A 26,113-nucleotide genomic window follows, 5' to 3' on the forward strand; every position below is an offset into this window, starting at 1 on the left:
TTGTCGAGTAAGCGCTATACTAATTGATATGTCACAAATCAACCCCGAAGCTATTTTGAAACTTGGCCTGCTGGCGCGTCTCGGCATAGATGATGAGTTAGCTGCCGAGCTAGCCCCCCAGCTAAAGGAGATACTCGACTACGTAGCCCAGCTTGATTCTGTCGACACCACTGACACCCCCACTACCAATCAAGTCACCGGTCTTAGTGATATCTGGCGGGTAGACGAGGTGCAGCCGTCTTTACTGACTCGGGAACAGTTGTTACAAAATGCCCCCCAAACGCAGGACGGTTATATCAAGGTAAAGCGGGTGATACAGTGAGCTGGCCAACTTTAAGTGAACTGGTAGCTGAGCTTAAAGCCGGCCAACGAAGTGTGGAGGCTGTAGTGAGCGAGAGCTTAAAGCGAGCCGAGGCAGCTGTTGATTTCCACGCCTTACTGGAGCTTAATCCCGCTGCGCTGGAGCGAGCGAAGAGTCTTGATGCGGATTTGGCCGCCGGGGTTGTGCCGGGACCACTGTTCGGTGTGCCCTGCATTGTTAAAGACAACTTCTTAACTTCTGATACTAAGACGACGGCGGCCAGTAAGATACTAGAAACTTTTCAGGCGCCATATCAGGCTACCGCGGTCGAGCGATTAGAAGCAGCCGGAGCTATCGTTATCGCGAAGGCAAACTTGGATGAGTTTGCCCAGGGCTCTTCGACCGAGAATAGCGCCTTCGGTCCGTCGAAAAATCCCCACGATAAGAGTCGAGTGCCGGGTGGCTCTTCTGGCGGTTCAGCTGCAGTAGTAGCTCTCGGTATTGTGCCTTTCGCGCTAGGCACCGATACTGGTGGTTCGATTCGACAGCCGGCCAGCTTTTGCGGAGTGGTCGGTTACAAGCCGACCTATGGACTAGTGTCACGTTATGGCGTGGTAGCGATGGCTTCCTCCTGTGACGTGGTAGGTCCTATCACTAATTCGGTGAGTGATGCAGCCTATGTGCTAGACGTTCTGGCTGGCCCTGATCCGCGAGATTCTACCACTATTGAGCGCGAGGTCGATTACACTGTGACGCGACCGGCCGATTTGCGAGGATTAAGGGTCGGTGTCATCGCCGAGCATTTATCTGAAACGGTCGAGCCCGGGGTCAAGCAAGAGTTAGGCAAAGCCGTTGATAAGCTAAAGGCTAACGGTGCAGTAGTGAGCGATATCAAACTACCGTTGGACAAGCTGGCGTTAGCGGTCTATTACATTATCGTGCCGGCCGAGATTAGTTCTAACTTAGCCCGTTATGATGGGGTGAAGTACGGCCTATCGGTCGATAGTGCTAACGATCTGCTTGAGACTTACCTACAGACGCGTGGGGCTGGTTTCGGGGCTGAGCCTTTGCGCCGAATTCTGACCGGGACTTACGTTCTCTCCAGCGGTTATCAGGAAGCTTACTACCAGCAGGCGCAGAAGGTACGAACATTAATCCGTGAAGATTACGCGCGCATATTCTCCGATTATGATGTTATTCTCGGTCCGACGGTGGCGACTACGGCGTTTGAGTTGGGGGCTAAACAGGATCCGTTGAGTATGTATCTAAGTGACAGTATGACGATTGCTACTAACTTAGCCGGAATTCCGGCGATTAGCTTACCGGCTGGTGAATCGGACGGTTTACCAGTTGGTCTGCAGTTGCAGGCGGCCCAGCGTCAGGATAAGCGGTTACTTGAAGTTGCGGCGGCGCTGGAGGACATCTTATGATGGAGACAGTACCGATAGTATTAGGCGCAGCACTACTGTTTGGTTTAATGCTCTTAGCCGTACCTCGAGCTAGGGGTCATTCAATCAAGTCTATCGATAAAGCTCTTGTTAGACGGCGTTGGGATGAGATTACTACTATTGCGGCTAAGCCTGATCAGTCAGCACGGTACGCTATTATCGAGGCCGATAAGCTACTCGATTACGTTTTGAAAAACCGTGGTTATAGTGGTGAGACGATGGGAGAGCGGATGCGCTCGGCCGCCACTGATTTCAGTTATACCGATGATGTTTGGGAGGCGCATAAGCTACGTAATAAGCTAGTGCATGAGGCACAGTACGAACTTGAGAGTCATTTGATCAATCGCTCAATCACGCAGTTCGAGCGCGCCCTAAAAGACATGGGGGCACTGTAAATGGCTCGGCATGACTGGCAGGTAGATATCGGTATCGAGTGTCACGTGCAGCTGAAAACAGCCAGTAAGCTGTTCTGTGGCTGCAGTAATGATGCTCGTCTGGCCGAGCCCAACACCTTAGTCTGTCCGGTCTGCCTCGGACTGCCTGGTACCTTGCCAGTCCTGAACCGACGCGCGGTTGAATTGGCGATTATTGCCGGTCAGGCACTGAATGCTGAGATCGCTACGGAGACTAAGTTTGATCGTAAAAACTATTTTTATCCCGATTTGCCGAAAGGTTATCAGATTACTCAGTTTGATCAGCCAATTATCGGTAGGGGTGAAATCGAGGTTAGTGATAGTGATCGTAGTTCCTTCACGGTCGGTCTGACTCGAGCTCACCTCGAAGAAGATGCCGGTAAACTAGCCCATCCCGAGGGAGCAGATTATTCATTGGTTGATCTTAATCGTGCCGGTACCCCACTACTGGAGATAGTCTCTGAGCCGGATATACATAGCCCAGCTCAAGCCAAGGCCTATGCTCAGGAGCTATACTTACGCATGCTTTACGCCGGTGTCAGCGATGTCGATCTCTACCATGGCAACATGCGTTTTGATGTTAACGTTAGCGTGCGTAAGACCGGCACCACCACCTTGGGTACTCGGAGCGAAACGAAAAATCTAAACTCTTTCCGTAGTATCGAGCGAGCCTGTGAATATGAGATCAAGCGACAGACTGAACTGCTAGAACAGGGCGGGTCGGTAGTACAAGAGACGCGCGGTTTTGATGAGACGAGCGGTACTACTATCTCGCAGCGGAGTAAGGAAGAGGCGATGGATTACCGCTACTTTCCGGAGCCAGATTTGCCGCCACTAGTAATCACCCCGGTGATGAAGCAGGAGATCATCGATACCGCCCCCCCACTCCTTGGTACGATTCGTCAACAATTAGCCAAACTAGGTGTATCGGCTAGTGTAGTTAACGGTCTCCTAAACTATCCGACATTGGTAACTAAACTGTTTGTTGAGCGGGATGAGGCGCAGGCAGCTAGTGAGCATCTAGCGCGGATCGCCAACTGGTTAGCTAATGTAGTAATCGCTGAATTAGGCGAGCAACCCGGCGAGTTTATCGCGGAGCCGACTAACTATTTCATGTATCCGGGTGAGTTGACTAAACTTTCCGAGATGGTGGAGTCAGGCCAGATCAGCTCTACTGGGGCTAGGCGCCTATTAGCTGACTACTATACCGATTTTAAAGATCTAACGCAGAAAGCTGAGGAGCTAGGTCTGCTTCAGGTGTCGGATTCAGCCGAACTGGAGAAGATAGTCGATGCGGTTATAGCCGACAATCCCCAAGCTGCCGCGGATGTAGAATCGGGTGAGGAGAAGGCGATCGGGTTTCTGGTTGGACAGATTATGCAAGCTAGCCGCGGTCAGGCTAATCCACAGAAAGTACAGCAGATTATCCGAGAGCGGCTCGGCCGTGCGTAGACCGGCCGGCACATAGGTCATCACAACGGCTATCGGTTCAGGGAGACACAATCTGCTACGGCAGCGGTAATAGGTCGGGCTACATTCAAGCGGTAGTTGAGATGGCTTTAAGTTTAACCCTGACCCTTAGCTCGATTTGATGAATTTATACTTACTAAACAGCCTAAAATCGATAACTTATGGCTTGAAAAAGGAGGAGAATTTGCTATTATATAAGATATGGAAGCATTCGAAATATTAGTTGTAGTCCTCAGTATCTTGCTAGCCGTTTTTTTGATTTTGGCCATAGTACTATTAGTATTAGTTCTGAAGGTTGCTCGTAAGGCACAAGAGATTACTGAACGCATCGATAAGCTGAGCAGTAACTTCGGTAGCAGTATCGTTAAGGGGCTACGCAACAATCTCGATATGTCGGCCGTTTTCTCAGCGATGATTGCCGCCGGCCGTAAGGTTTACCGTAAGCGTGAACAAAATAAAGATGATAATTAAGGAGGTGCATGATGAGTAAAGACGACACCACTAAGAAAAAAGGAGGGTTCGCCCTGGGTGCCCTGTTTGGCGCTGCCGCTGGAGCGATTACCGGCTTACTGTTTGCCCCTAAGCGCGGCGATGAAACCCGAGCCGAGCTGAAGCAGAAGGCCCGTCAGGCCGAAGGCGAAATTAAGGAGCGGAGTACCACCGCCCGCGCTAAGGTGCAGGGCACTGCAGCAGAGGTTAAGCAGAACAGTAGTCGTTTAGGCAAAAAAGCCAAAGGCGTAGCTAGCGCCACTAAGGCAGCTATCACGGCTGAGACTAAGACCGGCTCTAAGTTGCGGCAGAAGGAAGCGGAAGCTCGAGCAAAAGACCTCAAGTCAGACGTTAAGCGTACGGTTAAAAAGACAACTAAGAAGTAGATTCCATACTTATGGCTAACGCTAAAACTCCGAGCGAGAAAGACTATGCCCGTCTCGGCAAGACACTTGAGAAAGTGCTCCTGCAGTATAATTTACAGGTTACGCGTCACTGGGGTAAGTTTATCGCACTTAGTTTTGTCCGGGGTCTTTTTATGGGTCTAGGTAGCATTATCGGCGCTACCTTGCTAGTAGCACTCATCGTTTGGTTACTTAATATTTTTGGTGGTCTACCGGTTTTCGGTGAGTGGTTCGATGCTCTGCGCGAATCGATCCGGCAATCTTCGACTTCCTAGCTACCTCATTTTCGTTGCTAAGGTTATGTAGCTGGAACAAAGTAAATTTCTAGACTTAGATTGAAAATCACGACTATAATCGTAGTGACACCTAGAATGACTGCGGTTTAAGAACCGGGCCGGTGAAGCTAGAGATGATACAATAGAGCGTAAGCATGTGAGGTGCCAGTTCAAATAAGACGGCACAGCGAAAATTAACAGGAGCGCTATGTCTGTAAACAGTTTTAAACCGGCCGATTTTGTCCATCTACACAACCATACCCACTACAGTTTGTTGGACGGTTTGCAGAAAGTGCCGGAGATGCTGGATCGAGTGGTGGAGTTGGGCATGGAGGCGGTCGCGATTACCGACCACGGCACCTTAAGTGGTGTAATCGAATTTTATAAAGAGGCGAAAAAGCGGGATGTGAAGCCGATCATCGGTATCGAAACCTACGTGGCCCCACGTAAACATACCGATAAGGAGGGCAGGAAAGACGCCAGTCCTTACCACCTTATCCTGCTAGCTATGAACAATCAGGGTTACGAGAATCTAATGCGCCTCTCTACCGTAGCCCACCTAGATGGTTTTTACTATAAGCCGCGCATCGATCGGGAGTTACTAGAGAAATACAGTGCGGGAATCATCGTGCTCTCCGGCTGCATTGGTGGTGAGGTCGGGGAGGCCCTGCGCAACGATCGCGATACAGAGGCGGAAGAGACGGCCAAGTGGTACCAGTCGGTTTTTGGTGATCGCTACTATCTCGAGCTGCAGGATCACGGCCACGAATGGTCGGAACAGGCACGGGTGAATGACAAGTTGCTTAAATTGGGTAGTCGGCTTGGTATCGAGCTGGTGGTGACAGCCGACGCCCACTATTGTTTGCCAGAGGATCAGGCAGCTCATGAGGTGCTGCTCTGTGTGCAGACCGCCTCGCAACTAAGCGATACTAGTCGGATGAGTCTCAAAGACATGCATCTCTATGTTACGGAACCGGAGCAGGTCGCCGTGCGTTGGAGCGATAATCTGGCGGTGCTTACTAATACTCGAGCTATCGCTGATCGGTGTGAGGTTGAGATCGAGCTGGGCGGGATTTTAATTCCGCGCTTTGACACGCCAGAGGGTGAGAGTGAGAAGGACTATCTGGCTAAACTGGCTTATCAGGGGCTGGTTTGGCGCTACAGTGAGCGGACAATTAAAGAGGCGGCACAGTTGACGATTGAAGAGATTAAACAGTTACTGGAACCAGACATCATCGAGCGCTTCGAGTATGAACTGGGTGTAATTAACAGCATGGGCTTTGCCGGCTATTTCTTAATCGTTTCCGATTTTATCCAGTGGGGTAAGTCGGAGGGCATTATTTTTGGTCCAGGTCGGGGATCGGCTGCCGGTTCAATCGTCTCCTATGCGTTGAATATCACTGACCTCGATCCTTTGAAGTACGATCTACTATTTGAACGATTTCTCAACCCAGACCGGATTTCGATGCCGGATATCGATATTGACATTCAGGACACGCGGCGAAACGAAGTAATCGATTATACGATTGCTAAGTATGGCGCCGACCGGGTGGCCAATATCGTTACGTTCGGTACGATGGCAGCGCGAAATGCTATTAGAGATACGGCCCGAGTCTTAGGTGTACCGTACGGTGATGCCGATCGGCTCGCGAAGATGATTCCGCCTCCGGTTCAAGGTCGTCACATACCGCTCAAGCGAAGTCTAGTAGATGTCGATGAATTGAAGGCGGAGTACGCCGGTAATCCGCAGTCGAAGAAAGTTTTCGATCTGGCGGTGAGGCTGGAGGGAACTATCCGTTCTCATGGTGTCCATGCTGCCGGAGTCGTGATTGCACCGGATGAGATAGTTAAATACACTCCACTCGAGATGGCCCAAAAGGGGGTAGTCTCGACCCAATATCCGATGAATCCGATAGAAGAGCTAGGACTTTTAAAGATGGACTTTCTCGGTCTGTCTAACTTAACGATTATTAAAAACGCACTGCGGATCATCCGTAAGGTGCATGAGGTCGAGATCGATATCTCAAGTATTCCCATGGATGATACGAAGACATTCGAACTGTTCAGTCGGGGTGATACTACCGGCGTTTTCCAGTTAGAGTCGGCCGGTATGAAGCGTTATCTTAAACAGCTGGGCCCGAACCAGTTTGAGGATATTATCGCGATGGTCGCACTATATCGTCCCGGTCCGATGGCCGAACTACCTCGCTATATCGAAGGAAAGAACAAACCGGATAAGGTCACCTACCCACATAAGTCACTAGAGCCTATCCTGGAAGATACTTATGGGGTGATGGTCTACCAAGAGCAGATTATCGCTATGTTGCAGTTGATCGCCGGCTATACAGCTGGCGAGGCCGACCTGGTCCGTAAAGCGATTGGTAAGAAAAAGCGTGAGATCATGGAGGCCGAAGAGCCCAAGTTTATCCAGGGCTGTATTAAGCAAGGGCTAAGTGAAGAACAGGCCAATGGTCTCTGGGCTTTAATCCAACCTTTCGCTGACTATTCCTTTAATAAGTCCCATGCCGCATGCTATGCACTGATTGCATATCAAACGGCTTATCTCAAGGCTCATTATCCATCCGCATTCATGGCGGCGTTGATGACCAGCGATTTCGATGACGCCGATCGGATTGCTATCGAGATTGCCGAGTGCCGTCATATGGGAATCGACGTACTCCCACCAGATGTGAACGAGAGCTTCGTCGAGTTTGCCGTGCGTCCGCATGAAGATAATTCTGGCCGGAGGGCTATCCGGTTTGGCCTTAGTGCAGTTAAGAACGTCGGTATTGGGGCAGTAGAAGAGATTTTACGAGCGCGGGAGGAAGGTAAGTTTAATTCGGTCGAGGACTTTGCTAAACGGGTCTCGGTCCGGAGTGTTAATCGTAAGGCGTGGGAATCATTGATTAAGGCGGGCGCATTCGATACTTTAGGCGATCGAGCTATTTTCCTTCTTAATCTCGATAAGATCGTGGCCTTTGCTCAGCGACTACAGAAAGATGCGGCCAACGGCCAGACCGACCTATTTGGTGACTCAGTGGTCGATACTTCATTGCAGCCACGACTCGACCTCGATACGCCCCAAGAGAAGCTAAACGAACGGGAGTACTTGCAGTGGGAGCGGGAGCTACTGGGTGTTTACTTATCTTCGCATCCCTTAGATGGGTTTAGCGACTATCTGGCTGAGAAGGCGATGCCGATCGAACGGATTACGAAGGACAAGGATGGTAATAATGTTCAGATCGGTGGCTTAGTGACAGCGGTTCGCGAGATTACAACTCGTAACGGCGCCCAGATGGCTTTCGTCAAGATGGAAGATAAGAGTGGAGAGCTGGAGATAATCGTTTTCCCGAAGACCTATGAGGGATCGCATGGTCTCTGGGAGGTTGATAAAGTGTTGTTAGTACAGGGTAAGGTTAATACTAAAGACCGGGACGGTAAACGGGGCGAAGAGATTAAGATCATGGCCGATAAAGTACGAGAGATTAACGAGCGCGAGCGACAGAACGGTGACGCTAAACCTGCCCTCTCACCATCCGCAGAACCGGAGCCACCTGCTCCCAGTGTAGCGGTAGAACAGCTTGATAATGATGACTCCGAGCCGACCGAGGCGCCGAGCGTATCAACTGGAGCCACCTCGATCGAGATTAATTTACCGGTTGCCGGAGGACGGGATCAGGCGACGCTGCAAGCTATCAAACGGATACTCGACAGGTACTCCGGTGAGGGTTCCGCTTTTATTGCGGTAGCTGGTCAGCGCATTAAACTGCCGTTTGCAGTGCAGGTTTGCGACGAGTTGATTCGGGCAATAGAGGGGCTAGAGTTGGTCGATAGTGTGAGTTCCATCTAGGAAGACCCCGATAGTTTAGCGAGGCAGGAGGTCACGCAAGGGGCCGAGTACCGGTTTCTGAGCCACAATCTTATATAGATTCTCGAGAGCGTCACCACCAGCATAACCGATGATGAAGGCGATGCCCGGGTTAATTCCTAGCCCTTCAGCGAAGCTAATACCGGCACTATCGATGGCCCAGATAACCACCAACCCCATAGCAGCCGAGATACCGACTGTCATTGAGAAGTATGACCAGCTGAAGACCACTCCCTTGTAGGAGAGGAAGTATTTGACGTAACCAACTAATCCCCTAGCGATACCGCCGAGGGCGCCGAAGATAAGCAAGCTTTCCATGTCTACTCCTTAGTAGTTTTATTATGCCGTTATAGTAGCAATCAGACCCAAGCATAAGCAAGTCAGGCGGTGAGGTAGGAGTATAGGTTACATATATCGATAATTATTTTATATAATATGATTAATGGAGAATCGATCTCAAGACCAACCCCGAGACTTATCGCGTATCGGCGGCTATGATCCGACTCGGATTGATTACCGTCGTGAGGACAATGAACTCGCAGATATAGGGGAGCGGTTCGCTGATTTACCGAACCGACGTGAAGCAGTCTGGGGTCGGGATGCCGAAGGCGGGTCGGTCTATTTGCGACATGCTATAGCCCGCAAACGGTATCGCTGTCCGAGCTGTCAGGATGACATTCCAATCGGTAGCGAGCATGCCATACTTGGCCGAGTCCAGTCAGCTCAAAGTTATGATCACCATCACCTCGACTTTAACTGCGTACAAAGCGTAATCCTGCCCAGCCTATCCAGACTTACTGTGGTGTCGCCCAAAGCCGCTTCAGCTACTGCCGTTAATAAGCGCTCTCGGCAAAAACGCAACCGCTCTCGCTCGTAACTAACTTATTATTTAGCTAAGAGGCTAGTGGTTTACCATCTGCCACATAGCCGAGCGGTGGTAGTAAAATTCACTGCCGCTATAGGTGCTTAGTTCTATCAGGAGGCTGGGTAGACCATATTTGTCGTGCAGCCAACTCTCCAGTGAGCCGGTAGTGTCATAGGCAAAGGTGTCCCCTTGGTCGTAGCCACCCAGGCTGTGGTAGCCGACGGCTTGACCGTACTGGCTGGCCAGTTGGCGAGAGTTGCCGGATTCATTGGCTATTACGAGTGAGGCAACAGCATGGTAGGACAGCACGAGTTTAGGGTTCTGGTTTAAGATGAAATTAGCTAAGGCGCTGGTCTCTGGCTCAGAAAGTGGAGATTTTCCACCACCCTCTTCAACTAGTTGGCCACCAGGCACAGTAACGTCTGACTTCCAGTCGTTAGCGGGAAAGTTACGGTTGAGGTCGACACCACGAGAGTTAGTGCGCCGACCAGCGGCGATACCATCGGGATTAACTTGCGGCACTACGATGATGGTTCGGTTGGCCGGTATCTGAGAGTAGTTGGCCTCAAGTTCGGCTATCCAAGCGTCGAGGATGTACTTTGAACTGGCCTCATTACCGTGCAGGGCGCCGACGTAGATAATCTTCTCCGCTCCATTACCAAAGCTGTAGGCTGGAATCGCTCGACCGGCGATAGAGCTACCGATATTTGTGACCTGCTGACAGACGGTGTGTGATTTGTATTCGTAGGCGGTACTACCGCTGACACCATGACGGTTTTCTAGGTTATCTGAAACTTTGATTGTGATTGGGCTACAGTGCGGCAAGAGGGCGGCGGGAATAAGGGTGACGCGGGCACCGTTAACGACTACGGAGTGCAGCGGCAGGTTCTTGCCGCCCACCTCAATAGTGAGGTGCTGCTTTAGATCTTGCTCCTCAGACAGAGGGTAGTCGAAGCTGATGAGAGGGTCGGCGTTACGAGAGACGGCGTAGCGACTAATGTTAACGTTCTCCACTTGGGGACCACCCGAGGTGGTGAACTGTAGTTTTAGGGGTGAGATCAAGAAACCCTTATCGGTAGCCGTAATATCACTGGCATTTAACTCATAGGTGGCTTCACGGGCTAATGGCGCACTTAGAGCTATAGTTATCTTCTTATCGGCAGCACTGATATCCAGCGGAATAGATTCCGGCTCGGTCTGATCGGTGCGCCGGAGTTCGAACTGACCAACTGAGGCGACTGATTTATTCATAGTTATAGTAATAGCATCGATTATTTGATGGACAGTTGACTTATGTTCTACCGATGCATTCTCCACTGCTATAGGTGTAACCGTTTCTACCTCAGTGCTAAGCAGGATAGCTGCTATTTGGTCCTGGACCGATCGAGTAATTGAAATACTATAGCGACTAGCCTGCTTAAGTTTCAGCTGTTCTACCGGACAGATAAGTTCGGTCATAACCGTAGTACAGGTGACCTCATCCTCACCCACCTGCAAGGTATAGTCAGATACAGTGTCGGCTTGATCTAGTTCCAGTACCAAAGGATCGATGACGGAAATTTGCTTTAAGTAGTCTGTAGCGGTGGTTAGCTGCGGGGCTGTTTCTGCCTTAAGCTGAATTGATTTATGTAGGATGGGTAAATGCAGGAAGTGTAGCTTGACCGTTTCGGTCTGTAGGGGTGGCGGTGCGAGGGCTGTGGCGCAGCTGTCGAGTGACAGTAGTGGATAAGAGCCGATTGAGATTAAGGGGGTATGGGTGAGCTCATAAGCTGCGCTGGCCGTAGTACGATGGAGGTTTGGAAGTAGTAGCGGGTTAGTAATGCAGCTGGGTTGGGCGTAGGTGAAGGTGAGCTGGCGAGGGAAGTAGCTCAGTGCTATCAGTAAGCCGATCGGTGCCAGCAGTAGGGCCAGTACCAAACGTGGTCGCTGTCGGGTGAAACTACGCAGGGTCTGCGGGGCTGAACGTAGTAGTGTGGTTACTAGTTTAAGTTTTTGTTTAAGCACGGCTACCTTCCCACCATAATCATCAGTAATCTAATAAGCATTATACGTTAAACCGAGAATTATATAAGCTAGGGGGCGCTATTTAAGCAACTCCTGAAACGGCAGTTATCTTACCGGTTCAGGAGTTGTCCCGACGGGGTGACGTTAGGTGGCCGAAGCCACCCTGTCGTCATCCCCGTCGGGCTAGTCCTCTGTTAGCCGGTGAGCCGAACCAGGCGGAGATCCGGCAGGATCTCTTCTCCGATCAGTTCAAACAGTCGAACGTGGTAGGGGCAGCAGTCTTCGCCACTGGCTGTGAGGTTCTTGCAGGTGGGTTCACCACAGCTGTTGAAGCACTTCTCGCCGCAGATGCCCGCGCCGCCACAGCAACTGAGGCAGCCGTTGAGCAGGACCAGTTGTGGACGGGGCTCAACCGGTTCGTCGAGCTCGGGTGGTTCCCACTCCATTCCTTCGAACGGATCGAAGTTCAGGAGCTCCCACGGCTCGAGGTCCGGATCGATCGGACTGCCGTCGTGTGGTTCGTCCGCATCGGCGGTGGCGCCGTAGGGCGCGAACAGGATCTCGACGTAGGTCGGTCTGGGGTCAGTCACCTGAATCCAGTCGCCGTCCTGGTCGTACCGTTCGAAGGCGATCTCTCCCAGATCATCCTCGCTACTGATGCCACTGGTCACTTCTGCGAGTGAACCGAGGTATAGTACCTCGCTCATCCCGCTTTCGAGTTCTACCACTCGGTAAAGCGTTTCCGACATCGTATGCTCCCCATACTGAATCCGGGACTCTCCCGGACGCGCTATCACTAGCCTTAAACCGGCGCCCTTAAAGGGTCAACTTAAGGCTAGTGATAGCAGTAGCTTAACAGAGGGCTGTAAAAGGGCTACCAGGTATAATCCTGATTATATGTTTATATCATATATATCATATAAATCAAGGGTGTAGGTATTTCTGATACGTTTGGCAGGCTGGAGGAGGAGCGATATAATGATCGTTAATGTTAATCGCTAACGGGCTTACCAAGCGCTATAAGAAGAAACTGGCTGTCGATGATGTCAGTTTTAAGGTCCGACCTGGTGTTGTGACCGGTTTCCTGGGTCCTAACGGCGCTGGTAAGACTACTACTATGCGTCTAATATTAGGGCTAGATAAAGGGCTAGGAGAGACGCGTTATGATGGTCAGCTTCTGCGTGAGTATGCGTCACCGGTACACGTCGTGGGTTTACTGCTCGATGCCAAGGCATTTCATCCTAAACGTACGGCCCGCAACCACCTGCGTGTTTTAGCCGCGGCCGGCGGCATAGATGATACTCGAGTAGATGAGGTGTTGAGTATTGTCGGTCTTACGGATGTGGCCGATAAACGTCCAGGGAGTTTCTCGATGGGCATGGGTCAGCGTCTAGGGATAGCGGCCGCAATTCTAGGTAAGCCGAAGTATTTGCTGTTGGACGAGCCTGGTAATGGCCTCGATCCGGAGGGTATATCCTGGCTGCGACGTTTCATGCAGGACTATGCTGCTGCGGGTAATGTAGTGTTCGTCTCCAGCCACTTACTAAGTGAGATGGCACAGATGGCTACCGATGTCATAGTGATCGGTAAGGGTAAGTTGCTAGCTGATACGTCGATCGAGGCGTTAATTAGTGGTAGCGGCGCTACCACTACGTTTGTACGAGTTAAGGCACCCAAGCGGTTAGAGCGAGCGTTAATTCAGGCCGGAGCTGAGGTGGAAAACAGCAATTCCGGTTTGTTAGTTCGTGGTTTAGACATCGATGCGGTCGGTCAGCTAGCCTTTAAGTTAGCTACCCCCGTGTTGGAGCTGAGTCAAAAAGCCGCTTCACTGGAAGAAGTGTTTCTAGAGATTACGGCTGGATCAGAGGAGTATAAGGCCAAGGTGGGCGCCGACAGTGAGGATAGTGATGTTTAAGTCCGAATTACGTAAGCTGCTTACCATACGTGCGAGCTACGTCATTGTGCTACTGGTCATACTATTAGCCGGATTAGATGTTGTAATGACGGCTCGCAATGCCGCTCTAGCGACCGAATCGATCGGAGCTGGTCTACTCGAGGGCTTGATTAGGTCGGCCTTAAACGCAGCAGCTATGTTTGCTGCGATCTATGCCGCACTTGTCCTTTCACATGAGTACCGCTATAACTTGATCTATCACACCTTGACCGTAGCGAAGACCCGATCACAAGTGCTAGTGGCTAAGATCGGTACGAGATAACTGGCTACAGCTTAGTATTGACTGGTGTAGCGATCGGAGTAGCCTATGTCGGTATGTACCTTGGGATTGAACTGGGTGGCGGCGGTGCGGTCCCCCTCCAGAATACAGCTTGGTTAGCCGTGTCCGCTCAAGGGGCTATCTATGTGGTCGGCTATGCCTTGATCGGGCTTCTACTAGCTGTGCTTTTTCGTAATCTAGTCGTTCCTTTAGTGATAGTGCTCGTGGTCGGCTCCCCCTTAGAGGCTCTGCTGGCTAATCTTATCTCCAACCTCGAGCCACACTACTTACCGTTTAGCGCTTTAGGACAGGTGATTATGGTAGAAGGCAGTCTCAGTCCTTGGGTTGCGGCCGGAGTGTTTGCCATCTACTTGGTAGTCGGCTGGTTAATTACATGGTTTACTTTTCTGCGTCGCGATGCCGCCAGCACCTAGTTAGGGATGATGGTGATTTGAACTGGGGAGAGCTATCCCGTATATATACTAAGGTATGAGTAAACGCGAGAAGATTAGAAATACTATTTTGATAATTGTGACGATTATCTTTATCGCCGCCACTGTTTCCCCGGTGTTCCTCTAGAGGTGTGAGGCAAGGGGCGTTTAGCGTGGCAGACAACGTCCGCTAGTCACCAGTTGGCTGGTAGCTGTAACCGACTCCAGAGCAGCACTTATCACTTTCGAGGTCAGGCTGTAGCTGACTTCCGCTACGCTTTCGGAGCGAGCCACAACTAGGCCAACTACGGTGCCATTCGGTAAAACAACGGGTCCGCCCGAATTACCGGAAATAACCTCTGCCTGCAGCTCATACATCGAACGAGTAACGGCGCGCCGACCATAGATATCAAGCCCTCGTGCCTCTATCTGTCTCAAGATACCGGCCGGCGTACCTTTAAGCCGACCGCCACCCGGATAGCCTAACACTACGGCCGTCGTGCTGCGGGGTTCAAGTTGGCTGGCAAGCGGGAGTGGTAAACCGGCCAGGCTTAAGGTTCGGACCATGGCAATATCCTGATCAGGGTCGAAGTAAACTATTTCACCTGATCGTGATCCGTTTGCATCGATAATGGTAGGGCTTGTGATACCGGCCACCACGTGGGCGTTAGTTACTACTAAATTCTCCTGAGCCACGAAACCAGAGCCAGTGATGATTCCGCCACAGCCTAGCCCTTCGATCCGGACGGTGGAGGCGCCGGCCGTGGCCAAGACGGCTTCGACTTCCGCGCTCGTCGACTGATTTACGGGCTCGACTGGGCGCGGCGCTGGACCGATGAATATCCGGGGAAATATCTGCTGATTGATTAGTCCTCCGATACGAGTCAGTATGGCCGGGGTCGGTGGGAGGGCGCGGTTCAGCTGATGTATGATGGTCGACTGCTGTAGTTGGCGGTTTAAGCCAGTAAATGGTGAACCACTTAGCAGAGAGGCACCGAGCCAGATCGTAGCGAGGGTTATCACTACGCCGAGCAGCGCACCTAAGCTGGTATCTAACCAACCGAGGCGTAAGCGATGTGTGAGCTGACCGAGTCTACGCCCCATTAGCTGTCCTAGTGATCCGCCGAGGGAGGCAACTGTAAGTATCACCACTATAGCCAGCGCCATTTGTACCCAAGCGCCGGCAACCAATGTCATCAGCACAGGGGCCAGCAGGGTACCGATAACGAAGCCTAGCCAAAATCCGCTAAGAGAGAAAAGACTATGCATGAAACCGGCTCGTGCCCACCAGGCCGCCTGGAGTAGCGCTAGGATGATAATGAAGATATCGAGTGAACTCATACTTTTATTGTAACGTCGCTAGCGTTGCGACGACCAGAGGCATGGTATAGTAATAGCACGATGAAATACTGTGGAAACTGCGGCCAATCCATAACGACCGATAGTAATTTTTGCACAAGCTGTGGCCATAAAATAAGCGCAGCGGTCGACGGTGCTCCGACTAGAGCGGTCTTCGACTATACCGATCAGGGTCGGCACTCCCGGATCGTTAAACACACTCCTAATAGCGGCAGCTTGGTTCAGGACGCCACTATTGAGTTTGGTGATCTACACCCGAATGCGATCTGGCTGTTCTTTATCTACTATATCGGCCATTCGGTCTTCTTATTACCTTTAATCCTCATCGGTGCGTTCTTCGAGCCTTGGCTAGTCGTTTTACTCGGGGTTTATTTGGTAGTGCACTATGTAGCCGCCCGAATTACTTATAAAAACTATCGGTTTGAGATCACCCCGGTAGCCTTTACTAAGGAGTATGGCATCATTCATAAACAAGCGGCAACGATACCACTAGAGCAGATAGAAAACGTTAACATCAGTCGTAACTTAATCGATCGGATGCTGGGTCTCTCGCACATTGAAATTGAGACGGCCGGAACCGGGGGAGCTAAGAGCCGAATGATTTTAGGCGGTACAACTTCAGCATCAGAGGGCTATATTCCTGGTGTGGCGGCGGCCGAAGCCGATGATTTACGGGATTTGATGCTAGCACGAGCTAAAGGCTAGCGAAGGCATTTAGAAAGGAAGGCCGCCTGCGAGTGAGAGAGGGTTCTGGTGTGTAGGAGTGAGCGTTTCCGGGTGGAGTCGAATTTGCTACAATGGTACTAAACTTATCGCAGTTATTCATGAAAATCATAAAATTTATTAAAAACAGCTTAGTCCCTAACCTGCAAAACTCATGGCATCCTTATCTAATGCGTACCCCGGCGTTGGTAACGGTAGCAGCTAGCTTACTACTGGTTCAAGTGGTAGTAAATATTCAGGAGCACAGCGGCCGTATACTGGGTGCTAACGGCACGATCGAGAGCCAACAGCTGGTAGATATGACCAATCGCTTGCGATCTGAATCTGGCGTAAGAGAGTTAGAAGTTAACGGAAAGCTACAAGCCGCCGCTCAGGCCAAGGCCGAGGACATGCTGGTGCGTGATTACTGGGCTCACTATGCTCCGGATGGTACCTCACCCTGGATGTTCCTGGAGCAGAATGAGTACGGTTATCGTTATGCTGGCGAGAACCTAGCCAAACAGTTCAGTACCAGTGAGGGGGTAATTCAGGGTTGGATTCAGAGTCCGGCTCATCGAGACAACCTGCTAGACGATCGCTTTAGCGAGATCGGTATTGCCACTGCTAGCGGTCGTCTGAATGGCGCTGCTACTACAGTAGTAGTAGCACTTTATGCCGATCCGCAGCCGCTACAGCTGCATGTTGGTGAAGTTGCAGCGGCACCAGGCGAGGTGCTCCCGGCAGCTACTGCCTACTCGCTTGTGAATCCACTTATGTCGGTGGCTATTCTACCGATTGCAACCCAGCTTACCGTATTTACGACCTTTGGTTTCTCCACTTTGTATCTCTTTCAGCATCTGGTTATCCGTAAACGGCACTTGCTTTGGGATCAGCATGTGCATCCACGACCACTGCTGCGTAGCCTAGTGCTGCTGGGACTAGCGGTGTTAGTTCTTCAGGCCGGATGGGGGGCAGTAGGATGAGTCGGCAGCAGCTTTACTTCGGCTGGTTACTAGCCGTTTTAACCCCGGTCTTACTGTGGCTCAGTTGGCGTTATGTGCCATATCCCGGCTCGGCCTTGGCTGGAGTGGTAGTGCTAGGGATCTATTCTGGATTTATACTGTATGAACACGCCCGGGCACGGAAGCACTTACCGCCAGGAACGGTGAGCGAGCAGTTGGCACTAGCGGCACTGCTGTTGGTTGGGTTTAGTTTTATCCTCTAAGTTGAGTTGAGAAGTGGTAGAGGGCGATACCGCTCGCGGTAGTGACGTTAAGAGACTCTTTGGCCTCTGTATGCGCAATTTGAATAACTTCATCGACTGTCTTTAGCAGATCTGAGTGAATACCATCAACCTCGTTACCAAGGATAAGAGCGGCCGGTAACTCAGGCTGGAAACCGGCTAGATCGCGAGCTTGAGGCTGCAACTCCAGAGCGTAGATCGCTGCCCCCTTATTCCGGGCAGTGTGTATGGCAGTTGTGATTGCCTCGAAGTGGTGGATATGACACAACTTTTCTGCTCCAAGAGCGGTTTTACGGATCTGCTCTGTCGCTCGGCGACTGACGTGGGGTAAACGATGGTCGCTTGTGAGTAGCGGGTAAGGAGTAATGCCAGTGCAGTAAATTTCTTGAACCCCAAAGGCCACGGCGTTGCGCAGGATGCCGCCGACATTATGGGCACTGCGGATATTGTCCAAGATAAGCGTTAGTTGTTCCATGATGGGGTTCATTATATAATAAACTTAACCCAGTAAGGTGGGGTAGCCCCAATGGAACAGCGATCACCAGATTTAGGACCAGAGATTACAGCCGAAGATTATTCTTCGGCTGCTTCATACCTGTATGCCGCGGAATATGGAGTAACAGAGCGGGCAGAGGAGTTGCGACAGGCTTACTCGGATTTGATTAATATACGCAGAGTCAAAGTGCCAGATGATGGCGGTGATACAGTAAAGGAAGAGGTTCTCGGCTTAGTTGATGAGTCGTATTTTGAAACTAATCTACCGGAGAATGGACCGAATCTGCACCATATAGTTCGGCGCATCTATAAAAATGGCGAAGATGTGGTAGAACTGGACGAGATTGTACTCTCAAACGGCGATAAGCTTGAAGCGGTGCTTTACCAGCTGGATAAGGCAACCGTAGCGGCTGAGATCGTCGGTGATAGTGCTAGGGATGAGGCAACGGTGATGCGACTGTGGCGAATTCGCCTGATGCAGCGGGCGTTAGATACTCTAATTCATGATATGGCAGCTGCAAAGAGTGAGGAAGGCTGCGCTTAATCCTCTTGATGAGCGCCATTTCTCGTGGTAAGGTTGTATAGTTATGTCGACATTATTAGAAAATTTTGAGAAGACCTACCAGAAGCCGCAAGTGGCCGATGTACGTTCTGGTGACACGGTACGGGTACACCAACGAATCGTTGAGGGCAGTAAAGAACGCGTTCAGGTCTTTGAGGGCGTAGTGATCCGTACTCATCGTAAGAGCTCACTTACCGCTACTATCACGGTGCGTCGAGTGGCCAGTGGTATCGGGGTAGAGAAGACCTTTCTGACTCATGCACCTAATATCGAGAATATCGAAGTTGTGCGTCGCTCTAAGGTACGCCGTAATTATCTGAGCTACCTCCGACGACGCTCTGGTAAATCAGCCCGTTTGCAGGAAGTCGGTTTTGATCGAGCGGCGGCCGAAGTAGATGAGATCGTAGAAGCTTCCGAGCAGCCCGGCTCGGATAAGAAGTAACTTAAGTCTTTAGGCTTAAAATTAAGTCCCGACTACTGTCGGGGCTTTTTTATAGCTGTATGCGCTTTTGTTAAAGTATAAGTATGATGGAGAATTTAATAGTCGGAATAGATGAGGCGGGGCGCGGTCCTTGGGCAGGCCCACTGACGGCAGCAGCAGTTTTGCTACCTGTGGAGTGTGTAATGAACGGAGTCAAAGACTCTAAGCAGTTAACTATAGATGGGCGGAGCAGGTTAGCTGCGGTCATCGCCCGTACTGCTCAGGCAGTCGGGTTAGGCTGGGCCTCCCCGTCCGAAATCGATCAGCTTGGCCTTCGTATCGCCACCACTTTGGCCATGGGCCGGGCCTACGCCCAGCTAGGTGAGTTGAGAGCGCGGATTATTATCGACGGCTCGATCAACTATCTGCCGGATATTCCTTTGACTGAGACTTTAGTGCGCGCCGATCAAACGATCCCAGCCGTGAGTGCGGCTTCGATCATCGCTAAACACTACCGCGATCAGTATATGAAGCATCTAGCTCACCTCTATCCTGAGTACGGTTTTGAGCGGCACGTTGGTTACGGCACATCAGCACACGCGCAGGCTTTAGCGCAGTATGGCGCCTGTCTCTTGCACCGTCACTCATTTGCACCGGTGCGCCGAAGAGTAGCAGCGATAGGTTAAAGGTATGGCTAGTGCGGGGGAGCGAGCCGAGGCTGAAGTTGCAACCTACCTTCAGGAGCGTAGATATAAGATATTAGATCGGAACTGGCGAAATAAGTACAGTGAGATCGACATCGTAGCCCGTCAGGGACAGCGGATATATATAGTGGAAGTGAAGTACCGCCGCAACTTAGAGTATGGTGATGGCTTCGACTACATTACGACCGAGAAGAAACGGCGTTTGCGTCGAGCGGCTGCAGCCTGGGCGCTAGATAACGATTGGACTGGGGATATGCAAATAGATGTGGCGGCAGTGACGGGCGCTGAGTTTAAGATCGACTATCGCGCTAACGTTATCGAGCCGGAATAACGGTTTGATTTGCCGATGTCCAGCTGTATAGTAGGAGCTGTTATTTATGCTAGAGAGGTTACCTTGAAGAATGCATTCCTCGGTCCGGTAGACGAACTGCGTTTCGGACAGTATCGGCCGGAAATGGTAAAAGAGTCTCTGGATGCGACCGAAGCGGTCGCCTGGAAACGAGTTGAGCAGTTGCTGGCGTTCGAGACAGGCGCACGCACGATCGAGAATACCCTCCTAGCTCTATATCGGGCGGCCGAAGAGTTCAATGCAGTCGTCAGTATTTGCTCTCATCATATGAGTGTACTGGGAAAAGAGTGGAACGCTCCGGCTCAGCTAGCCTCCCAACGTGCGGCAGCTTACAGTAATGAGATCAGTTTTCACGAGGGTATCTATAAGGCACTGGTAGAGCTTAGGGCACGCCGAAACTATCTAGCCACAGTTTCTGCGCCTCGGCGAAAGCTACTGGATGAGACGATTCTTGACTACGAACGGAACGGGATAGCTTTAGCGCCGAAAAAGCGGAGCGAGCTAAAATCGATTCGTGCAGCTCTCGATGCGGCTACCACTATGTTCGATCAGAACGTCGTCACCGCGACAGACGAGGCCGAGCTACGGGTAGAGACTAAGCAGGACCTGGCCGGTCTGGATGAGGAGTTTATCATTGAGTGCGCCCAGGCAGCTAGCGGCGAGGATAAAGCGAGCTACCGGATCGATTTTAATCCGCCTAATTACATCAAAGTTATGTCCGAGTGTCAGGTGCGTGCTACCCGACAACGGATGTATCATCTATCGATTCAGCGCGCAGCGGAGTTAAACAGAGATCTAGCTAAAGAGATCTTAACTTTGCGCCGTCGCCAAGCCCAGCTGCTCGGCTATAAGCACTATGCCGATTTTGTCCTCGAAGAACGCATGGCCGACAAGGGCGTAGTAGCGTGGCGATTTATCACTGAGCTAGCGCAAAAGTATCGCCGCCAGGCTGGGGCGGAATTTGCCGCGCTGCAGCGTTTCGCCCGCGACGATGAGGCTAATCCAGAGCTGGTACTGGACGCGGCAGATATCGATACCGGACTGAATTTCTACTATGCCCTCCGCCTCCAGAAGCAGAACTCAGGGTTGGATCAAGGCACCATTAAACAGCATTTTCCCTTGGCGGCAGTGCGGGACTATATGTTTGCGACCCTTACTACTCTATATGGGTTAAGGTTTTCACTCGGTGATCAGTCGACTTGGCATGAGGACGTTGAGGTATATGAAATCAGTCGGGCCGACGGAAGTCATATAGCGACCGTTTGGTGCGACTGGTACGCCCGCAAAGGTAAAAAAAGCGGCGCTTGGATGAATAGCTACTATGTGGCTGACCGGGCTGGAGGGGTAGTTAGTAAGCCGCATTTAGGTTATGTAGTCACTAACTTCGACCCGCCCCGAGGAGCTAAACCGAGCCTGCTGTCACTGCAGGATGTCGAGACGCTGTGGCACGAGTTCGGGCACTTTATCCATCTTGCGACCGGCGAGACAGAGCTGGAAGAGCAGTCGATGATGAGCTGTAAGTGGGATTTCGTCGAGGCACCGTCGCAGATTATGGAGAACTGGGTGTGGCAGCCGGAGATTTTAGCCGGTATGTCGCGACACTACCTTACCGGCAAGCGACTATCAGACCGGCAGGTAGATACGTTGATTAGGGACAAAAACTTTATGGTGGCCTCTAAGGCGATGCGGCAGTTTGGTCTCGCCACAGTCGATTTATCCCTACATATCGATTTCGATCCTATGAAGGACGAGGATGTATTAGCCTACGCTCGGTCGGTTAAGGCTAACTTCTTGCCAGTAGAGGTCTACGCTGAAGATAGTTCGATCACCACCTTCTCCCATATCTTTGCCGGCGGTTATGCCGCCGCCTACTATTCATACAAGTGGGCCGAAGCGATCGAGGCCGATCTCTTTTCTCGGTTTAAGGAGGAGGGAGTACTCAACCCACAGACCGGTACCGACTATAGGCGTCTGGTCTTGGCCCGGGGCGACGAGGTAAACCCTCAAATATTGATTAAAGATTTCCTGGGCCGTAGCAGTAGTAGTGCCGCTATGCTAGAGCGTGATGGTATAGGAGTATCTACGGGCACCTCGAGTGATGAGGCGGTGGATTGATCGACGTCCTTTTGACTTCTGCGTTAGATAGCCTACAATAGTAAGTGATAAAAGTCGGCCTCCCGGGTCGGCTTCTTTACTTGATAACCCCAAAGGAGACCTAGAATGGACGGAACGATGGACACCAAACAATTTATTATGACGATGAAACAGATCGCCGAGGAGAAGAATCTGCCTTATGAGGTAGTTGAGGATGCTCTGCAGCAAGCGATTGCGGCGGCTTATCGTAAGGATTATGGCGAGCGGGAACAGAACGTGCGAGCCGAGCTAAACGCTAAGACCGGTGAGTTCACTATTTTCATCGTCTATGACGTAGTCGATGAGGTAGAGGATGAGTACACTCAGCTTGATCTAAAAAGCGCTCAGCAGAAAGACAAAATGGCCGAGGTCGGAGGCGTGGTTGAGGAGCAGGTTAGCTACGACGGCTTCGGTCGGGTAGCCGCTCAGACCGCCAAGCAAGTTATCCTACAGAAACTGCGGGAAGCTGAGCGCGACGTTGTGTTCGCTGAATACCAGGACAAAGTCGGGACCATCCTAAACGGTACCGTACAGCGGGTCGAGCCGCGGGTGGTCTATATTGATGTCGGTAAGGCCCAGGGTATCCTACCCCAATCAGAACAGATTCAGGGTGAGCATTATCGTGCTACTCAGCGTCTCAAAGTCTACCTTCGTGAAGTAGAGAGTTCACCCCGCGGACCGCAGTTGATTCTCTCCCGGGCTACGCCAGATTTCGTCGCGTTGCTCTTTGCCCGAGAGGTGCCGGAAATGGAGAGCGGTGCGGTTGAGATTCGGGCAATTGCTCGTGAGGCCGGCGTGCGCACTAAGCTAGCGGTTGCCTCTACTGTGCCGAATGTCGATCCGGTCGGTACCTTTGTTGGTGGTCACGGTACCCGAGTGCAAGCCGTCATGAATGAAGTTGGTGAGGAAAAGATCGACATCATCATGTTTGCTGAAGACACCGCTACTTTCATCACTAATGCACTGGCGCCGACTCAGATTAAAAACGTCAAGCTAGATGAAGCCGAGCAACGTGCTATCGTCGAAGTGGCCGAAGACCAGCTCTCAATTGCGATCGGTAGAGCCGGTCAGAACGTTCGCTTAGCTTCAAAATTGACCGGCTGGCAGATCGACATCATTAGTGAAGGTGGAGAACTGCGTACGCAATCTAAACCGGCTGAGCCAATAGTTAAGCCGGAGCTAGATGCGACCGCTGCTACTAAGAAGCCGGCCAAATCGGTACCAGAGAAGACACCGGAACGGAAGAAGAAATACGTCACTAAGGCCCAGCTGGAAGCTTCATTACTGGAGTCACTCAGCAACGGCAGCGATGCCTCCGAGGAAGAGTAAATACGGAGCCGAGGCTGCTCACCTTAATTAGCACTCTTGACCATTGAGTGCTAGCTGGCCTATAGTAGAAAGTGGTGACAGCCGTGACGATTCGATACAATATATAGGTATAGGGGGTCCATGTGGACGAGCAATTTTTTGAAGATAATTTAACTGAAAATGCGCAAGCTAGCTTGGCTCAGGCGAATGAGATCGCTCGAGCGTTGGGTAGCACTTATATTGGCACCGAACACATTCTACTTGGTGTGTTGCGTCAGAATAGTTCTATAGGAGCTAAGGTATTAAAAAACTCCGGCGTAACCTTTGACAAGGCGCGTTTAGCGCTGAGTTTGACCCCGAAGTCACTACAGAATCTCGAGGGCCAAACCCTGACTTCTCGAGGTCTGAACGAAACAGCTAAGTTAACGTTAACGCTGTCGTGGAAAATCGCCCGAGATTTCGGACAGAAGATGTGCGGTACTGAACACATTCTATTTGCCACTCTGAGTCAGAAGAATACACGGGCTACCATCTTGCTCCGCGATATGGATATCGACTTAAGTGAGGTGCGCGAAGAGCTACAGGAATATTTGCGCAATCAGCAGTACCACTATGAAGAACACACAAAACAGCGACGAGCTCGGAAGAAGAGTAAGACACCAACTTTGGATTATTTCGGTATAGATCTAACCGCGCAGGCCGAGGCCCGCAAATTGGATCCAGTAATCGGTCGCAGTGGTCAGATTCAGCGTATGGTGACGATCCTTAACCGGCGGACTAAGAACAATCCGGTTCTAATCGGTGACCCCGGCGTGGGTAAGACAGCTATTGTAGAGGGTTTGGCACAGAAGATAGTGACGGAGGATGTGCCCCAAGATTTGCTAGATAAGCGTATCGTAGCGCTCGATCTCTCTAGTGTAATCGCCGGCACTAAGTATCGCGGTGAGTTTGAAGAGCGTTTGAAGCGGATATTAGAGGAACTACAAAGTGTGGATGACATCATTCTCTTTGTGGATGAACTGCACTTAATCGTTGGAGCCGGTGCAGCTGAGGGGGCTATCGATGCCGGTAATATACTCAAACCGGCTCTAGCTCGCGGTATGATTCAGGTTATCGGGGCTACTACGACCGATGAATACCGTAAACACATTGAAAAAGATGCTGCCTTAGAGCGGCGCTTCCAAACTATTATCGTCCCGGAAACGACGACTGAAGAGACACTTCAGGTGCTACGGGGATTACGGAGTCATTATGAGAAGTATCACCGAGTGAAGATCAGTGACGATATCATCGCCGAAGCCGTTAAGTTGTCTCGGCGCTATCTACCCGACCGTTTCATGCCGGATAAGGCGATCGACCTGATTGACGAAACTGCGGCTCAGGTGCGGGTCTTACGGGGCAGCGAGACCGGTAGCGAGTCGCGCGAAATACGGGCCCAAATTCGAGAACTTCATACGGCCGTCGATGAGGCAGCCACGGATGAGAATTATGAGCAAGCTGCTCGCCTGAAGACCGAGATTAGTATGCTGGAGCAGAAACTAGAGCGGCAGGAGGCGGCCGAGGCTAGAAACGGTGAAGTACTAGAAGTGACCGATGAAGACTTGGCCGAGGTGATCTCGACCATTACCGGTGTACCGCTCAAGCGGTTAGTTAAGTCGGAAGCTCGTCAGTTAATTAACCTTGAGCGCACCTTACAGAAGTCGGTTATCGGTCAGGAAGAGGCAGTGAATGCCGTAGCTCGAGCCATTCGTCGAAATCGGTCCGGAGTGGCCGACGCGCGCCGCCCAATCGGCTCCTTCCTTTTTCTGGGGCCTAGCGGTGTTGGTAAGACTGAGTTAGCTCGGGTACTATCGCGTGAGCTCTTCCATTCTGAGGATGCTCTGATAAAGATAGATATGAGTGAGTTTATGGAGCGCCATAATATGTCACGCCTCTTAGGCGCACCGGCCGGCTATGTCGGTTATGAAGAAGGAGGTCAGTTAACGGAGAAGGTTCGTCGTCAACCTTACTCACTAATTCTTTTCGATGAGATTGAGAAAGCCCATCCGGATGTATTTAATATGTTGTTACAAATTCTCGAAGACGGTTCCGTCAGCGATGCCCAGGGTCGTCGGGTAGACTTTACTAATACCGTTATCATCATGACCTCTAACATCGGTGCCGAGTGGCTACAGAAAGAAGCGGTACTTGGTTTCAGGCCTGCTACCGATGATGCGCAGGATCTTGCTGGCTATCACGAGCAGGTGGCCACTCGCGTCAAGGAGGATCTAAGTAAGCAGATGCGTCCTGAGTTGTTAAATCGGATTGATAAGATTATCGTCTTCAAGGCGCTGAGTCGTCCAGAGGTAAAGCGTATTCTTAAGTTGCGTATTACCGAGCTGGAGCGTCGCTTAAGTGAGCAAGGACTAGGCATAATCTTTACCAATAGTGCTCGTCGCCACCTAGTAGAGGCCGGTTATGAGCCAAGCATGGGGGTACGACCACTACGCCGAGCCATTGAGGAAATGGTGGAAGACCCGATTGCTACCAAGCTCTTAAGTGATGAGTTTAGTAGTGGTGATGTCATTCGGGTCAGCGCGGAAGCTGGCGAGTTGAAGTTTAGTTTAGTGACTGAGGAAGTGGTGACTAGCAAGAAGTAACTTCATGGCTTCTACCG

General features: G+C 51.2%; 27 protein-coding genes. 22 read left to right on the forward strand and 5 right to left on the reverse strand.

The annotated features are described in order from the left end of the window. The first annotated feature begins 28 nt into the window (after nt 1–28). From gatC to WD467_03700, 8 genes are all read left to right on the forward strand, one after another. A complete protein-coding gene (gene gatC, locus WD467_03665) occupies nt 29–322 on the forward strand; it encodes an Asp-tRNA(Asn)/Glu-tRNA(Gln) amidotransferase subunit GatC (protein ID MEX2452971.1) in 294 nt (97 codons plus the stop codon). Continuing rightward, the gene (gatA, locus tag WD467_03670) at nt 319–1,731 is read left to right on the forward strand and encodes an Asp-tRNA(Asn)/Glu-tRNA(Gln) amidotransferase subunit GatA (protein ID MEX2452972.1); all 1,413 of its coding nucleotides are present in this window, start codon (nt 319–321) and stop codon (nt 1,729–1,731) included. Before gatC ends, gatA begins: the two co-directional genes overlap by 4 nt. Beyond that, a complete protein-coding gene (locus tag WD467_03675) occupies nt 1,728–2,144 on the forward strand; it encodes a hypothetical protein (GenBank protein ID MEX2452973.1) in 417 nt (138 codons plus the stop codon). Before gatA ends, WD467_03675 begins: the two co-directional genes overlap by 4 nt. Next, a complete protein-coding gene (gene gatB, locus WD467_03680; GenBank protein MEX2452974.1) occupies nt 2,145–3,614 on the forward strand; it encodes an Asp-tRNA(Asn)/Glu-tRNA(Gln) amidotransferase subunit GatB in 1,470 nt (489 codons plus the stop codon). It begins immediately after the preceding gene. A 219-nt stretch (nt 3,615–3,833) separates the two neighbouring features. Then, the gene (locus WD467_03685; protein MEX2452975.1) at nt 3,834–4,103 is read left to right on the forward strand and encodes a hypothetical protein; all 270 of its coding nucleotides are present in this window, start codon (nt 3,834–3,836) and stop codon (nt 4,101–4,103) included. Between the two features lie 8 nt (nt 4,104–4,111). Beyond that, nucleotides 4,112–4,507 carry a YtxH domain-containing protein gene (locus WD467_03690; protein MEX2452976.1) on the forward strand — a complete coding sequence of 132 codons (396 nt, stop codon included), beginning with the start codon at nt 4,112–4,114 and terminating at the stop codon, nt 4,505–4,507. Nucleotides 4,508–4,518: 11 nt separating this feature from the next. Next, complete coding sequence (locus tag WD467_03695; protein ID MEX2452977.1) at nt 4,519–4,800, forward strand: DUF5665 domain-containing protein; 282 nt, start codon at nt 4,519–4,521, stop codon at nt 4,798–4,800. A gap of 208 nt (nt 4,801–5,008) precedes the next feature. Next, the gene (locus WD467_03700) at nt 5,009–8,650 is read left to right on the forward strand and encodes a DNA polymerase III subunit alpha (GenBank protein ID MEX2452978.1); all 3,642 of its coding nucleotides are present in this window, start codon (nt 5,009–5,011) and stop codon (nt 8,648–8,650) included. 15 nt (nt 8,651–8,665) lie between these two features. Here WD467_03700 and WD467_03705 read toward each other — a convergent pair whose 3' ends face one another. Next, nucleotides 8,666–8,986, reverse strand: coding sequence for a hypothetical protein (locus WD467_03705; GenBank protein MEX2452979.1), 321 nt, complete (start codon nt 8,984–8,986; stop codon nt 8,666–8,668). 124 nt (nt 8,987–9,110) lie between these two features. Here WD467_03705 and WD467_03710 point away from each other — a divergent pair, with 124 nt between their 5' ends. Next, nucleotides 9,111–9,545 (forward strand): hypothetical protein, encoded by a 435-nt coding sequence (locus WD467_03710; protein MEX2452980.1) that lies wholly within the window; start codon nt 9,111–9,113, stop codon nt 9,543–9,545. Nucleotides 9,546–9,569: 24 nt separating this feature from the next. Here WD467_03710 and WD467_03715 read toward each other — a convergent pair whose 3' ends face one another. Both WD467_03715 and WD467_03720 read right to left on the reverse strand, forming a co-directional pair. Further along, nucleotides 9,570–11,537 (reverse strand): M14 family metallopeptidase, encoded by a 1,968-nt coding sequence (locus tag WD467_03715; protein ID MEX2452981.1) that lies wholly within the window; start codon nt 11,535–11,537, stop codon nt 9,570–9,572. A gap of 194 nt (nt 11,538–11,731) precedes the next feature. Next, nucleotides 11,732–12,286, reverse strand: coding sequence for a hypothetical protein (locus tag WD467_03720; GenBank protein ID MEX2452982.1), 555 nt, complete (start codon nt 12,284–12,286; stop codon nt 11,732–11,734). A gap of 239 nt (nt 12,287–12,525) precedes the next feature. On the opposite strand from WD467_03720, the gene WD467_03725 reads away from it, so the two are divergent. Genes WD467_03725 through WD467_03735 form a run of 3 tightly spaced genes read left to right on the forward strand, consistent with a single transcriptional unit; the run spans nt 12,526 to nt 14,184 of the window. Then, nucleotides 12,526–13,452, forward strand: a complete 927-nt coding sequence (locus WD467_03725; GenBank protein ID MEX2452983.1) for an ATP-binding cassette domain-containing protein — start codon at nt 12,526–12,528, stop codon at nt 13,450–13,452. Next, on the forward strand, nt 13,445–13,753 hold the full coding sequence (locus WD467_03730; GenBank protein MEX2452984.1) for a hypothetical protein: 309 nt from the start codon (nt 13,445–13,447) through the stop codon (nt 13,751–13,753). The genes WD467_03725 and WD467_03730 overlap by 8 nt, the downstream gene beginning before the upstream one ends. 17 nt (nt 13,754–13,770) lie before the next feature. Further along, on the forward strand, nt 13,771–14,184 hold the full coding sequence (locus tag WD467_03735) for a hypothetical protein (protein ID MEX2452985.1): 414 nt from the start codon (nt 13,771–13,773) through the stop codon (nt 14,182–14,184). A 165-nt stretch (nt 14,185–14,349) separates the two neighbouring features. On the opposite strand, the gene WD467_03740 is transcribed toward WD467_03735, so the two are convergent. Continuing rightward, nucleotides 14,350–15,522 (reverse strand): MarP family serine protease, encoded by a 1,173-nt coding sequence (locus tag WD467_03740; GenBank protein ID MEX2452986.1) that lies wholly within the window; start codon nt 15,520–15,522, stop codon nt 14,350–14,352. A 60-nt stretch (nt 15,523–15,582) separates the two neighbouring features. Between WD467_03740 and WD467_03745 the strand changes: the two genes are divergently transcribed. From WD467_03745 to WD467_03755, 3 genes are all read left to right on the forward strand, one after another. Next, nucleotides 15,583–16,245, forward strand: coding sequence for a PH domain-containing protein (locus WD467_03745; GenBank protein MEX2452987.1), 663 nt, complete (start codon nt 15,583–15,585; stop codon nt 16,243–16,245). Nucleotides 16,246–16,364: 119 nt separating this feature from the next. Then, nucleotides 16,365–17,225 carry a CAP domain-containing protein gene (locus WD467_03750; GenBank protein MEX2452988.1) on the forward strand — a complete coding sequence of 287 codons (861 nt, stop codon included), beginning with the start codon at nt 16,365–16,367 and terminating at the stop codon, nt 17,223–17,225. Next, nucleotides 17,222–17,467, forward strand: coding sequence for a hypothetical protein (locus WD467_03755; protein MEX2452989.1), 246 nt, complete (start codon nt 17,222–17,224; stop codon nt 17,465–17,467). Before WD467_03750 ends, WD467_03755 begins: the two co-directional genes overlap by 4 nt. Here the strand turns inward: WD467_03755 and WD467_03760 are convergent. Next, nucleotides 17,457–17,960 (reverse strand): TrmH family RNA methyltransferase, encoded by a 504-nt coding sequence (locus WD467_03760; GenBank protein MEX2452990.1) that lies wholly within the window; start codon nt 17,958–17,960, stop codon nt 17,457–17,459. The genes WD467_03755 and WD467_03760 overlap by 11 nt on opposite strands. A gap of 51 nt (nt 17,961–18,011) precedes the next feature. Here WD467_03760 and WD467_03765 point away from each other — a divergent pair, with 51 nt between their 5' ends. From WD467_03765 to WD467_03795, 7 genes are all read left to right on the forward strand, one after another. Then, the gene (locus tag WD467_03765) at nt 18,012–18,524 is read left to right on the forward strand and encodes a hypothetical protein (GenBank protein ID MEX2452991.1); all 513 of its coding nucleotides are present in this window, start codon (nt 18,012–18,014) and stop codon (nt 18,522–18,524) included. Nucleotides 18,525–18,567: 43 nt separating this feature from the next. Continuing rightward, nucleotides 18,568–18,984, forward strand: a complete 417-nt coding sequence (gene rplS, locus WD467_03770; protein ID MEX2452992.1) for a 50S ribosomal protein L19 — start codon at nt 18,568–18,570, stop codon at nt 18,982–18,984. Between the two features lie 83 nt (nt 18,985–19,067). After that, on the forward strand, nt 19,068–19,649 hold the full coding sequence (locus WD467_03775; GenBank protein ID MEX2452993.1) for a ribonuclease HII: 582 nt from the start codon (nt 19,068–19,070) through the stop codon (nt 19,647–19,649). Between the two features lie 4 nt (nt 19,650–19,653). Then, a complete protein-coding gene (locus tag WD467_03780; protein MEX2452994.1) occupies nt 19,654–19,998 on the forward strand; it encodes a YraN family protein in 345 nt (114 codons plus the stop codon). Nucleotides 19,999–20,013: 15 nt separating this feature from the next. Then, nucleotides 20,014–22,131: a M3 family metallopeptidase gene (locus tag WD467_03785; protein ID MEX2452995.1), complete on the forward strand. Its 2,118-nt coding sequence runs from the start codon at nt 20,014–20,016 to the stop codon at nt 22,129–22,131. 117 nt (nt 22,132–22,248) lie between these two features. Then, nucleotides 22,249–23,478, forward strand: coding sequence for a transcription termination factor NusA (nusA, locus tag WD467_03790; GenBank protein ID MEX2452996.1), 1,230 nt, complete (start codon nt 22,249–22,251; stop codon nt 23,476–23,478). Nucleotides 23,479–23,600: 122 nt separating this feature from the next. Further along, nucleotides 23,601–26,096 (forward strand): ATP-dependent Clp protease ATP-binding subunit, encoded by a 2,496-nt coding sequence (locus WD467_03795; protein MEX2452997.1) that lies wholly within the window; start codon nt 23,601–23,603, stop codon nt 26,094–26,096. Nucleotides 26,097–26,113: the final 17 nt, after the last annotated feature.

This window comes from Candidatus Saccharimonadales bacterium, from assembly GCA_040903985.1.
Classification (GTDB): Bacteria; Patescibacteriota; Saccharimonadia; order QS-5-54-17; family QS-5-54-17; genus JBBDUI01.

What these genes read in the sequence shown, in the direction of transcription:
- WD467_03780 (MEX2452994.1), top strand. Translation starts at nt 19,654, where the DNA reads ATGGCTAGTGCGGGGGAGCGAGCCGAGGCTGAAGTTGCAACCTACCTT.
- gatB (MEX2452974.1), top strand. Translation starts at nt 2,145, where the DNA reads ATGGCTCGGCATGACTGGCAGGTAGATATCGGTATCGAGTGTCACGTG.
- WD467_03690 (MEX2452976.1), top strand. Translation starts at nt 4,112, where the DNA reads ATGATGAGTAAAGACGACACCACTAAGAAAAAAGGAGGGTTCGCCCTG.
- WD467_03745 (MEX2452987.1), top strand. Translation starts at nt 15,583, where the DNA reads ATGAAATACTGTGGAAACTGCGGCCAATCCATAACGACCGATAGTAAT.
- WD467_03755 (MEX2452989.1), top strand. Translation starts at nt 17,222, where the DNA reads ATGAGTCGGCAGCAGCTTTACTTCGGCTGGTTACTAGCCGTTTTAACC.
- WD467_03750 (MEX2452988.1), top strand. Translation starts at nt 16,365, where the DNA reads ATGAAAATCATAAAATTTATTAAAAACAGCTTAGTCCCTAACCTGCAA.
- WD467_03710 (MEX2452980.1), top strand. Translation starts at nt 9,111, where the DNA reads ATGGAGAATCGATCTCAAGACCAACCCCGAGACTTATCGCGTATCGGC.
- nusA (MEX2452996.1), top strand. Translation starts at nt 22,249, where the DNA reads ATGGACACCAAACAATTTATTATGACGATGAAACAGATCGCCGAGGAG.
- WD467_03760 (MEX2452990.1), bottom strand. Translation starts at nt 17,960, where the DNA reads ATGGAACAACTAACGCTTATCTTGGACAATATCCGCAGTGCCCATAAT.
- WD467_03700 (MEX2452978.1), top strand. Translation starts at nt 5,009, where the DNA reads ATGTCTGTAAACAGTTTTAAACCGGCCGATTTTGTCCATCTACACAAC.
- rplS (MEX2452992.1), top strand. Translation starts at nt 18,568, where the DNA reads ATGTCGACATTATTAGAAAATTTTGAGAAGACCTACCAGAAGCCGCAA.
- WD467_03765 (MEX2452991.1), top strand. Translation starts at nt 18,012, where the DNA reads ATGGAACAGCGATCACCAGATTTAGGACCAGAGATTACAGCCGAAGAT.
- WD467_03695 (MEX2452977.1), top strand. Translation starts at nt 4,519, where the DNA reads ATGGCTAACGCTAAAACTCCGAGCGAGAAAGACTATGCCCGTCTCGGC.
- WD467_03785 (MEX2452995.1), top strand. Translation starts at nt 20,014, where the DNA reads ATGTCCAGCTGTATAGTAGGAGCTGTTATTTATGCTAGAGAGGTTACC.
- WD467_03740 (MEX2452986.1), bottom strand. Translation starts at nt 15,522, where the DNA reads ATGAGTTCACTCGATATCTTCATTATCATCCTAGCGCTACTCCAGGCG.
- WD467_03685 (MEX2452975.1), top strand. Translation starts at nt 3,834, where the DNA reads ATGGAAGCATTCGAAATATTAGTTGTAGTCCTCAGTATCTTGCTAGCC.
- WD467_03675 (MEX2452973.1), top strand. Translation starts at nt 1,728, where the DNA reads ATGATGGAGACAGTACCGATAGTATTAGGCGCAGCACTACTGTTTGGT.
- WD467_03705 (MEX2452979.1), bottom strand. Translation starts at nt 8,986, where the DNA reads ATGGAAAGCTTGCTTATCTTCGGCGCCCTCGGCGGTATCGCTAGGGGA.
- WD467_03730 (MEX2452984.1), top strand. Translation starts at nt 13,445, where the DNA reads ATGTTTAAGTCCGAATTACGTAAGCTGCTTACCATACGTGCGAGCTAC.
- WD467_03720 (MEX2452982.1), bottom strand. Translation starts at nt 12,286, where the DNA reads ATGTCGGAAACGCTTTACCGAGTGGTAGAACTCGAAAGCGGGATGAGC.
- WD467_03725 (MEX2452983.1), top strand. Translation starts at nt 12,526, where the DNA reads ATGTTAATCGCTAACGGGCTTACCAAGCGCTATAAGAAGAAACTGGCT.
- WD467_03775 (MEX2452993.1), top strand. Translation starts at nt 19,068, where the DNA reads ATGATGGAGAATTTAATAGTCGGAATAGATGAGGCGGGGCGCGGTCCT.
- gatC (MEX2452971.1), top strand. Translation starts at nt 29, where the DNA reads ATGTCACAAATCAACCCCGAAGCTATTTTGAAACTTGGCCTGCTGGCG.